A 10362-nucleotide genomic window follows, 5' to 3' on the forward strand; every position below is an offset into this window, starting at 1 on the left:
GCAGCTAACGGCTGATAAATAAAATAATAAAAACTTATTTTTTAGTAACTTTAAGTATTAAGGCGCGTCCGCTCTGCTTTGCCGGGCAGATGCGCAAAAGGCATAAAAAATATTCGCCGAATGCATTGGCCGCGGGCGGGGCACTTTCCTTAAATGGGTTCTCTTAGCTCTTAAATGCATTGACGGATATTTTATTATTCCAATGAAGAATAATCAGAAGGCGCTTGCCGCCGCGCCCCTCTTCTCGCCCCGAGGCTTCCCGGCCTGGCGTCCCGGTCGGCTCGGCGAGCGCTTGCTGGCCTGGCTGCCGGCGGCGCTGCTGTTCGGCCTCTGGTGGCTGGCCGCCGAGCGCCACTGGATGTCGGCGCAGGTGCTGCCGGCGCCGGCGCTGGTCTGGCAGAGCGGCCGCGAACTGATCGCCGGCGAACTCTGGCAGCAATTGTCGATCAGCCTGCAGCGCCTGGCCTGGGGCCTGCTCGCCGGGATCGCCAGCGGTCTCGCGCTGGGTGCCTGGCTGGGTTTCAGCCGCCGCGCCGAGCGTTTCATCCTGCCGACCTTCACCGCCCTGGCGCAGGTCCCGACCCTGGCCTGGATTCCGTTGTTCATGCTGTTCTTCGGCATCGGCGAGCTGCTCAAGCTGGTGGTGTTGGTGAAGGCGGTGATCGTCCCGGTCACCCTGCACACCCTGGTCGGTGTGCGCGACGCCCAGCCCAAACTGCGTGAGGCCGCCGCCGTGCTGCGCCTGCCGCCGCGCCTGCTGGTCTGGCGCCTGCTCCTGCCGGCGGCGCTGCCGGCCTTTCTCACCGGCGTGCGCCTGGCCCTGGCGCAAGGCTGGACCTCGCTGCTGGCGGTGGAGTTGCTGGCGTCCAGCGAAGGCATCGGCTACCTGATGGTGCAGAGCCGGCAATTGTTCATGCTCGACGTGGTGTTCGTCTGCATCCTCGTCGTCGGCCTGGTCGGCGCCGCCATGGATCGCGGCATCCAGGCCGTGGAGCGGCGCCTGGTGCATTGGCCGCAGCAGGCCGCCGGCGAGTTCCGTCGCGGCAGCCGCGGACGTGGCTGGCAACGCTTGCAACCCTGGACGCTGCCGCTGGTCTTGCTGGCGCTGTGGCAGGCGGCGAGCCGTCTGCAATGGGTCGATCCGGCGATTCTCGCCAGCCCGGCGGCGGTGCTGGACGCCACTGCCCAGGGGCTGCTCGACGGCAGCCTGTTGCGGGCCCTGGGCAGTAGCTTGAGCCGCACGCTGCTTGGCCTGCTGTTGGGCGGCGGCGCCGGCTTCCTGCTCGGCCTGGCGCTGGGCCTGTGGCGCCCGGCGGAACGTCTGCTCGGCCCGTCTTTCGCGGCGCTGCGCCAGGTGGCGATTTTCGCCTGGGTGCCGCTGCTCACCGCCTGGTTCGGCCTGGGCGAGGCGGCCAAGGTGGTGTTCGTCGCCCTGGCCGCGTTCTTCCCGCTGCTGCTGGCGACCCAGCGCGGCATCGCCAGCCTGCCGGCGCAACTGGCGGAAGCGGCCCGCGCATTGCGCCTCGGGCCATGGCAACGCCTGCGCCTGCTGGTGCTGCCGGGCGCCGCGCCGTCGATCTTCGCCGGCCTGCGCCTGGGCCTGATCTACGCCTGGCTGGGGACCATCGGTGCCGAGTACTTCATGCCGTCGAACGGAGGCATCGGCAGCCAGATGATCAGCGCCCAGCAACTGTTCCGCATGGACCTGGTCAGCGCCGGGATGCTCCTGGTCGGCCTCACCGGCGCCCTGCTCGGCGCCCTCGGACAACGCATCGAAGCGCGCGCCACGCGCTGGAGACACGCATGAACGCCCTGACTTCCCAGCCGCTGGTGAGCTTCCGCCAGGTCGGCAAGAGTTTCCCCGTGGACGGCCGTGAACTGGAGGCCATCCAGCGCTTCGACCTGGACATCGGCGACGGCGAGTTCATCGCCATTGTCGGCGCCAGCGGCTGCGGCAAGTCGACCCTGCTGCGCCTGCTGGTCGGCCTCGACCGCGAGTACCGCGGCGAGATCCGCATCGCCGGCCAGCCCATCGACGGCATTGGCAGCGAGCGCGGCATCGTCTTCCAGGAACACCGCCTGTTCCCCTGGCTGACGGTGCAACAGAACGTCGCCCTGGGCCTGGTCAACGAGCCGTTGAGCGAGGCGGACAAGGCGCGCAAGGTCGCCGACTACCTGGAGCTGGTCGGCCTGTCGAGCTTCCGGCGCGCCTACCCGCACCAACTGTCCGGCGGCATGGCGCAGCGCGTGGCGATCGCCCGCGGGCTGGTGGCCAGCCCGCGCATCCTGCTGCTCGACGAGCCCTTCGGCGCCCTCGATGCGCTGACCCGCCAGCAGTTGCAGGAGGAGCTGCTGCGCATCCGCGCGCGCGAACGCATCACCACCCTGCTGGTGACCCACGATGTCGAGGAGGCGCTGTTCCTCGCCGACCGCGTGGTGGTCATGGCGCCACGGCCGGGGCGCATCAAACGCATCGTCGAGGTGCCGCTGGCGCACCCGCGCGAGCGTGGCGGCTTCGATTTCCTGCGCCTGCGCGAGGCACTGCTGCACGAGCTGACCGCCGACGGCGACTACCTCGCCCCGCTGCCCAGGCGCGTGGAGAACCTGCCCTTCGAGTTCATCGCCTGCTGAGCGCTTTCCCTGGTGCCGCGACAGGCCGTTTCCCCCACACCATCCGAGTCCCGACATGAGCAAACGCCCCAACTTCCTGGTGATAGTCGCCGACGACCTCGGCTTCTCCGACATCGGCGCCTTCGGCGGTGAGATATCCACGCCGAACCTAGACGCCCTGGCCCACGCCGGTCTGCGCCTGACCGACTTCCACACCGCGCCGACCTGCTCGCCAACCCGCTCGATGCTGCTCACCGGCACCGATCACCATATCGCCGGCATCGGCACCATGGCCGAGGTGCTGACCCCGGAGCTGGAGGGCAAGCCGGGTTACGAGGGCTACCTCAACGAGCGCGTGGTGGCGCTGCCCGAGCTGCTGCGCGAGGCCGGCTACCAGACGCTGATGTCCGGCAAGTGGCACCTCGGCCTGAAGGCCGAGCAGGCCCCCCACGCGCGCGGCTTCGAGCGTTCCTTCTCGCTGTTGCCCGGCGCCGCCAACCATTACGGCTACGAGCCGCCCTACGACGAGAGCACGCCGCGCATCCTCAAGGGCACCCCGGCGCTGTACATCGAGGACGACCAGTTCATCGAGCGGCTGCCGGAGGGCTTCTATTCCTCCGACGCCTTCGGCGACAAGCTGCTGCAGTACCTCAAGGAGCGCGACCAGAGCCGCCCGTTCTTCGCCTACCTGCCGTTCTCCGCGCCGCACTGGCCGCTGCAGGCGCCCAAGGAGGTGGTGGACAAGTACCGTGGCCGCTACGACGCCGGGCCCGAGGCGCTGCGTCAGGAGCGCTTGGCGCGACTCAAGGCGCTGGGCCTGGTCGAGCCCGACGTGGAAGCGCACATGGTGCTGGCGCTGAGCAAGGAGTGGAGCCAGCTTTCCGCCGAGGAGCGGGCCAGGTCGGCGCGCGCCATGGAGGTCTACGCCGGCATGGTCGAGCGCATGGACTGGAACATCGGCCGGGTGCTCGACTACCTGCGCCAGCAGGGCGAGCTGGACAACACCTTCGTCCTGTTCATGTCCGACAACGGCGCCGAGGGCGCGCTGCTGGAGGCCTTCCCGAAATTCGGCCCGGACCTGCTGGGCTTCCTCGACCAGCACTACGACAACAGCCTGGACAACATCGGCCGCGCCAACTCCTACGTCTGGTACGGCCCGCGCTGGGCCCAGGCGGCCACCGCGCCGTCGCGCCTGTACAAGGCCTTCACCACCGAGGGCGGCATCCGCGTGCCGGCCTTCGTGCGTTATCCACAACTGGCCCGCCAGGGCGCCATCAGCGATTCCTTCAGTACCGTGATGGACATCACCCCGACCATCCTCGACCTGGCCGGCGTGCGCCATCCCGGCAAGCACTGGCGCGGCCGCGAGGTCGCCGAGCCGCGCGGCAAGTCCTGGCTGGGCTGGCTGTCCGGCGAGACCGCCCAGGCCCACGACGAGAAGACCGTGACCGGCTGGGAGCTGTTCGGCATGCGCGCCATCCGCCAGGGCGACTGGAAGGCGGTGTACCTGCCGGCGCCGGTCGGTCCGGCCACCTGGCAGCTCTACGACCTGGCCAAGGACCCCGGCGAGATCCACGACTTGGCGAAGAGCCATGCCGGCAAGCTGGCCGAGCTGATCGAGCACTGGAAGCAGTACGTCAGCGAGACCGGGGTGATCGAGGGCGCCTCGCCCTTCCTGGTCAAGTGAACCCGGCCGCTGCCGTCGGCGGCGGCACCCGCGTGGCCTGCTGCGCCTGACCAGGCGAAGCAGGCCTCCCGCACAACCCCTTTCAGATTCAGTGAATTCCTACTCCGCACGACATGACCTTCAGTAAAAACTGAGGGTCAACTCCTCGCCAGTCGAAACACAGCGTCCGCGACAGCGCTGCCGCGCGGTCGCCGCCGTGCCCCCGGATGCCGCCGGCGAGCCCCACGGATGCTGGGCTGCGGGCATCGGGCAAGGCCGCGCCCAGGCGCGCTAGCGAAAGCGGGAAAGGCGTCTAGAATTCGGCAGTCAGTTGAATGGCGTCAATGAAATGGCGTTTTGCCAGCAATTTGCATTGCCTGCTTTCCTACACAACTGCACAATTGCGCTTTCGCCAAAAGAACGACAGAAAACGGCGAACGGGACTTCTGGGGACGGCCATGGCGGCAAGATGGGGGTTGCGCGGCAAATCGGTAGTAGCGCTGTTATTGGCCTGCGTTCTGGCGTTGGTTCCCGCGGTGCTGCTTGGCTGGAAGGCGATGGAGGACATCCGTACGCACTTCGGCCTGGCCTATGCGAAAAACTTCACCCTGCTCAACCAGCAGAAGATTCTCGCCCCGGTGATCCGCGAGCTGTCGCTGTCGCGGCGTCTGGCCGAGTCGGTGGTGACCCAGGACTGGCTGCTCGACGAAGGCGATTCCGAGCGGCGCACGCGCTTCTTCCGCGAGGTGGAGGGCTACCGCAGCGACCAGCAGAACGACTATTCCTACTTCGTCATCGTCGACGCCTCGCACCACTACTATTTCAACGACTCCACGGCGCCCCTTTCCAACGCCCCGCGCTACACCCTGAGCCCCGACGATCCGCAGGACTCCTGGTACTTCGCCAGCATGGCCAGTGCCGAGCCCTACAACATCAACGTCAACTATGACGCCAAGCTCAAGGTCACCAAGGTCTGGTTCAACGTCCAGGTGATCGCCGGCAACCGCAAGATCGGCCTGGCCGGCGGCGGCCTCGACCTGACGTCCTTCCTCGACCAGTTCATCTCCCGCCGCGAGCCCGGCGTGACCTCGATGATCGTCGACGCCGACGGCGCCATCCAGGCGCACCCGGACAAGCGCCTGATCGCCTACAGCTCGGGCACCGGTACCGGCGCCGCCGCCCAGCACCGTATCTTCGACCTGCTCGGCAGCGACGCCGAGCGCAGCGGCCTGCGCGGCGCGATGGATGACGCCGAGGCGCATCCCGGCGAGGTGCGCACCTTCTGGGCGACCCTCGACGGCAAGCGCCAGTTGCTGGCCACCGCCTATATCCCGGAACTGCGCTGGCACGTGCTCAGCGCCGTCGACCTGCATGCCGCGCAGGTGCTCGACAGCCGCTGGATCTGGCCGCTGCTCGGAACCCTGGTGGGACTGCTGGCGCTGCTCCTGCTGGGCTTCGCCTACACCGTCGAACTGCTGGTGCTCAGGCCGCTGCGCGCCCTGCGCCAGTCGGCCAAGGCGATCGCCGCCGGGCATTACGACAACCCGATGCCGAAGGCTCGCGGGGATGAGATCGGCGAGTTGTCGCAAGCCTTCTCGAGCATGGCCGAGCAGGTGCGCCGGCACACCGAGGAGCTGGAAGACAAGGTCCGCGAGCGGACGTCCGCCCTGGAGCAGGCCAACCGCGAGATGGCCGCAGCGCAGAAGAAGATCGGCGATTCCATCGATTACGCCAGCCTGATCCAGCGCGCCATCCTCCCCGACCGTCAGTTGCAGGCCTCCCTCGGCGAACACCATTTCGTCCTGTGGAAGCCGCGCGATGTGGTCGGCGGCGACTTCTACATCTACCGCGAAGGCAGCCACGACAGCCTGATCGGCGTGGTCGACTGCGCCGGCCATGGGGTGCCCGGCGCGCTCATGACCATGCTCGCCCTGGCCGCCATCGACCACGCCATCGACAGCGTGCAGAGCCACGATCCGGCGTCCATCCTGCGGGAAACCGACCAGGTGATGCGCGGCATGCTCAGCCAGGAGCAACTGACCCAGGCCCTGGCTACCAACATGGATGCCGGTTTCGTGCGCATCGACCACGACCGCCGCCTGCTGCACTTCGCCGGGGCGAAGATTTCGCTATTCGCCTGCGACGGTGAGGAAGTCCGCGAGTTCAAGGGCGGCCGCCGCGCCCTCGGCGACAAGCGCCAGGGCGAGTACCAGAACATCGAGGTCGCCCTGCAGCCGGGTTGGACCTTCTACCTGTGCACCGACGGTTTCCTCGACCAGGCCGGCGGCGAGCATGGCTTCGGCTTCGGCAACAGCCGTTTCGCCGAGTTGCTGCGCCAGCATGCGCGGCTGCCCCTGGGCGAGCAGGCGCGGGTGTTCGCCGCCAGCCTCGCGGAGTATCAGGGCGAGCGGCCGCAGCGCGACGACATTACTATCCTTTCCTTCCGCTTCGAGTAGGAGTTCGCCATGGAGACACTAGACCTGTTGGCCATGCGTGACAGCTTTACCCGGCAACGCATCCTGCTGTGCTTCAACGGACCGATCTCGCGCAGCCTGATCGAGGAAATCGGCCACGCCCTGCGCAACTACATGCAGGCCGAGCAGGCGCATCCCAGCGAGGCGATGGATGTCTTCGCGGTGTACATCGAGATGACCCAGAACATCCGTCATTACGCCAGCACGCGCGGCTACAGCGAGCAGGATGCCTCGGCCACCGTGGCCATCGCCCGCGACGACGACGGCCACTACCTGGTCTCCGCCGGCAACCTGGTGGAACTGGAAGACGGCCGCGCCCTGGTGCGCAGCATCGAGGCCATCGCCGGGCTCGACAAGGCCCAGCTCAAGGCCGCCTACAAGGAACAACTGCGCCGCCCGCGCGACGCCGAGGCCAGCAGCGGTGCCGGTCTGGGCCTGCTGGACATCGCCCGCAAAGCCAGCGCGCCGCTGTTCACTTCCCTTACCGAACAACCCGATGGCCGCGCGTTCTTCAGCCTGCGCGCCGTTATCTGACCCTGCGTTTCAGGAATACAACGCTATGAGTGACCTCAATATCAGCGGCACCCAGTCCACCCCGTCGATCCATGGCGACTGGCAGGCCGGCGTCCTCGCCATGCAGGGCGATTCCTATCCGGAGAACTCCTACGAACTCTTCGGCCAAGTGATCGAGTGGGTGCAGCGCTTCCTCAGTGAGGAGCAGCGCCCGCTGTCCCTCGACCTGCGCCTGCTGTACCTCAACACCAGCTCGATCAAGGCCATGATGGATATCTTCGACCTGCTCGAAGAAGCCCATGGCAGGGGGCTTCGGACCCAGGTGAGCTGGCACTACGACCGGCGCAACGAACGGGTCGCCGAGCTGGCCGAGGAATTCCGCGAAGACTGCAGCTTCCCCTTCGAAATCCAGCCCTACGACGAGTGACGGCCATGAGCAGCGAGCGCGAGCTGGACCTGTTGATCGAGGAGCTGTTGGCCGACCCCCAGTACGTCGGCCATCCCCTGCGCGAGGCCTTGTTCCTCAAGCACCAGCAATCCCTCGAACAGTTGGCTCGCCTGGAGCGTATCGCGCGTATCTCCGACGGTTTCCAGTCGATGGCGCGCGCGCAGAACTCCACGCTGTCCGAGCGTTATCACAAGCAACTGCGCCAGTTGGAAAAGGTCGCGCGCATCTCCGATCGCTACCAGGACATGATGCGCGACCTCAACCTGGCGCTGAAGGAAGCCTCCACCCACGACCCGCTGACCGGCATCGGCAACCGCCGCCTGCTGATGGATCGCCTGCGCGAAGAGAGCGAGCGCGCCCAGCGCCAGAAGCGCCCTTATGTGCTGGTGATCCTCGACGTCGACCATTTCAAGCTGGTCAACGACAACTGGGGGCATGAGGTGGGCGACCGCGTGCTGGTGGAAATCGGCCGCGCCATGCAGGCCGCACTGCGCCAATACGACCTCTGCGGCCGCTGGGGCGGCGAGGAATTCCTCCTGCTGCTGCCAGATACCGGCATGGCCGAGGCCGGGCAGGTGATCGAGCGCGTTCGCAACGATATCCGCGCCCTGGCCGTGCGCGTCGGCACCGAGGCGCTGTCGGTGACGGCCAGCTTCGGGGTTGCCGAATACCAGCTGGGCGAGAGCTACTCGCAGACCCTCAGCCGCGCCGACGCGGCACTGCTCGCCGCCAAACGCGGCGGGCGCGACAAGTGCGTGGCCAGCCTGGTCGAGGACTGAGCGCGCTGCGCCCAGGCGGCCCGCTTCTACGGCGGGCCGGGCGGGTGTTGCGCGGCGCCTTAGATTCGCACGCTGGCGAAGGTCGATTCACCCTGCGCCTGGCTCAGCGCCGAGATGGCCGAGGAATGCGGCATCAGCGCCAGGTCCTGGGGGATCGGCATCAGCACCACCGGTTGGCCCAGCGGCTGGCCCTGGCGCTCGTCGCGCGGCGGGATGCCGAAGTATTCGCGGTAGCACTTGGAGAAGTGCGGGGTGGAAACGAAGCCGCACACCGAGGCCACTTCGATGATCGACATCGAGGTCTGCTTGAGCAACTGGCGCGCGCGGATCAGGCGCAGCTTCAGGTAGTAGCGCGATGGCGAGCAGTGCAGGTACTTCTGGAACAGCCGTTCGAGCTGGCGCCGCGACACGTTGACGTAGACCGCCAGTTCGTCGAGGTCGATCGGTTCTTCCAGGTTGGCTTCCATCAGCGCGACGATTTCCTGCAGCTTCGGCTGGTTGGTGCCGAGCATGTGCTTGAGCGGCACGCGCTGGTGGTCCTGCTCGTTGCGGATGCGTTCGTAGATGAACATTTCGGAGATTGCCGCCGACAGTTCGCGGCCGTGCTCGCGGCCGATCAGGTGCAGCATCATGTCCATCGGTGCGGTGCCGCCGGAGGAGGTGTAGCGGTTGCGGTCGATGGAGAACAGGCGGGTGCTCATGGCCACCCGCGGGAAGGCCTCCTGCATCGCCGCCAGGCATTCCCAGTGCACGCTGCAGTCGTAGCCGTCGAGCAGGCCGGCGCGGGCCAGTGCCCAGCTGCCGGTGCACACGGCGCCGAGGCGGCGGCCCAGGCGCGCCTGGGTCTGCAGGAAGCTGACGTGCTCGCGGCTGACGCTGCGCTGGATGCCGACGCCGCCGACCACGATCAGCGTGTCCATGGCCGGGGCGCTGTCGGCGCCGGCGTCGGGGGTGATCTGCAGGCCGTCGCTGGCCCACACCTGGCGGCCGTCGAGGCTGATGGTGTGCCAGCGGTACAGCTCGCGTCCGGAGAGCTGGTTGGCCATGCGCAAGGGTTCCACCGCGGAGGCCAGGGAGATCAGGGTGAAATTGTCCAGCAGCAGGAAGCCGATGGACTGCGGAGCTCGGTTCTGCGGGGGAACTCCGGGATTGAAGGCATTCATGCTTGATCTCCTCACGCTAGTCACAGTCGCCCGGAAGGGGCCTTTCTTATGGTTGTTCTCTGCTTGGGGGTTGCCCGCGGGCATTACCCATATCTAGAGCAAGGCAAATGCCATGCCTAAATTGATTGGGCGTTCAATATAAAAAAGAGGAAGGCTCAGGGCGGCGCATTTGGGAGCGTAGAAGCGACATCCGGGAGGTCGCAAATGCTTATGTGCTGGGGCCTCTGAGGCTTTTGGTAGCACTGGCGCGGGAGGCAGGATGCGACCGGCTGGTCGGAAAAGTAACGTTTGTCAGAATTGTCTTCAGCTCGCCGGGGCAGCCGGGGCGGTGCGCCAAAAGGTAGCGCGCCCGCCTCCCGGTGAGCGATATCAGGTCAGCATTCGATGCTGCTGACGGCCAGGCCGCCGCGCGAGGTTTCCTTGTACTTGTCGTGCATGTCGGCGCCGGTGTCGCGCATGGTGCGGATCACCTGGTCGAGGCTGATGAAGTGCTGGCCGTCGCCGCGCAGGGCCATCTGTGCGGCGTTGATGGCTTTCACCGCGGCGATGGCGTTGCGTTCGATGCAGGGCACCTGGACCAGTCCGCCGACCGGGTCGCAGGTCAGCCCGAGGTTGTGTTCCAGGCCGATCTCGGCGGCGTTCTCGACCTGTTCCGGGGAGGCCCCGAGGACTTCCGCGAGGCCGGCCGCGGCCATGGCGCAGGCGGAGC

At 67.0% G+C, this 10362-nt stretch carries 9 protein-coding genes; 7 read left to right on the top strand and 2 right to left on the bottom strand.

Features of this window, described 5'->3' with window-relative positions; all coding sequences use genetic code 11:
- The first annotated feature begins 202 nt into the window (after positions 1-202).
- The 7 genes from BLQ74_RS23690 (at position 203) to siaD (ending at position 8490) form a co-directional block, all read left to right on the top strand.
- Positions 203-1807, top strand: coding sequence for an ABC transporter permease (locus BLQ74_RS23690; protein ID WP_090267501.1), 1605 nt, complete (start codon positions 203-205; stop codon positions 1805-1807).
- Positions 1804-2631, top strand: a complete 828-nt coding sequence (locus BLQ74_RS23695) for an ABC transporter ATP-binding protein (protein WP_090267504.1) — start codon at positions 1804-1806, stop codon at positions 2629-2631. The genes BLQ74_RS23690 and BLQ74_RS23695 overlap by 4 nt, the downstream gene beginning before the upstream one ends.
- Positions 2632-2686: 55 nt before the next feature.
- A complete protein-coding gene (locus BLQ74_RS23700) occupies positions 2687-4297 on the top strand; it encodes an arylsulfatase (protein WP_090267508.1) in 1611 nt (536 codons plus the stop codon).
- Positions 4298-4734: 437 nt separating this feature from the next.
- Complete coding sequence (siaA, locus tag BLQ74_RS23705) at positions 4735-6732, top strand: biofilm regulation protein phosphatase SiaA (RefSeq protein ID WP_090267511.1); 1998 nt, start codon at positions 4735-4737, stop codon at positions 6730-6732.
- Positions 6733-6741: 9 nt separating this feature from the next.
- Positions 6742-7284: a biofilm regulation protein kinase SiaB gene (gene siaB, locus BLQ74_RS23710; RefSeq protein WP_090267513.1), complete on the top strand. Its 543-nt coding sequence runs from the start codon at positions 6742-6744 to the stop codon at positions 7282-7284.
- A gap of 25 nt (positions 7285-7309) precedes the next feature.
- Positions 7310-7690, top strand: coding sequence for a biofilm regulation phosphoprotein SiaC (gene siaC, locus BLQ74_RS23715; protein WP_090267515.1), 381 nt, complete (start codon positions 7310-7312; stop codon positions 7688-7690).
- A gap of 5 nt (positions 7691-7695) precedes the next feature.
- Positions 7696-8490 (top strand): biofilm regulation diguanylate cyclase SiaD, encoded by a 795-nt coding sequence (siaD, locus tag BLQ74_RS23720; RefSeq protein WP_212633167.1) that lies wholly within the window; start codon positions 7696-7698, stop codon positions 8488-8490.
- Positions 8491-8549: 59 nt separating this feature from the next.
- Here the strand turns inward: siaD and gbdR are convergent, their stop codons facing one another.
- Together gbdR and BLQ74_RS23730 are read right to left on the bottom strand one after the other, a co-directional pair.
- Positions 8550-9653 (bottom strand): choline metabolism transcriptional regulator GbdR, encoded by a 1104-nt coding sequence (gene gbdR, locus BLQ74_RS23725; protein WP_090267517.1) that lies wholly within the window; start codon positions 9651-9653, stop codon positions 8550-8552.
- 374 nt (positions 9654-10027) lie between these two features.
- The coding region (locus BLQ74_RS23730; RefSeq protein WP_212633168.1) for an L-serine ammonia-lyase, iron-sulfur-dependent, subunit alpha at positions 10028-10362 on the bottom strand (335 nt) is incomplete at its 5' end.

It is taken from the genome of Pseudomonas panipatensis (assembly GCF_900099785.1).
Taxonomy (GTDB): Bacteria; Pseudomonadota; Gammaproteobacteria; order Pseudomonadales; family Pseudomonadaceae; genus Pseudomonas; species Pseudomonas panipatensis.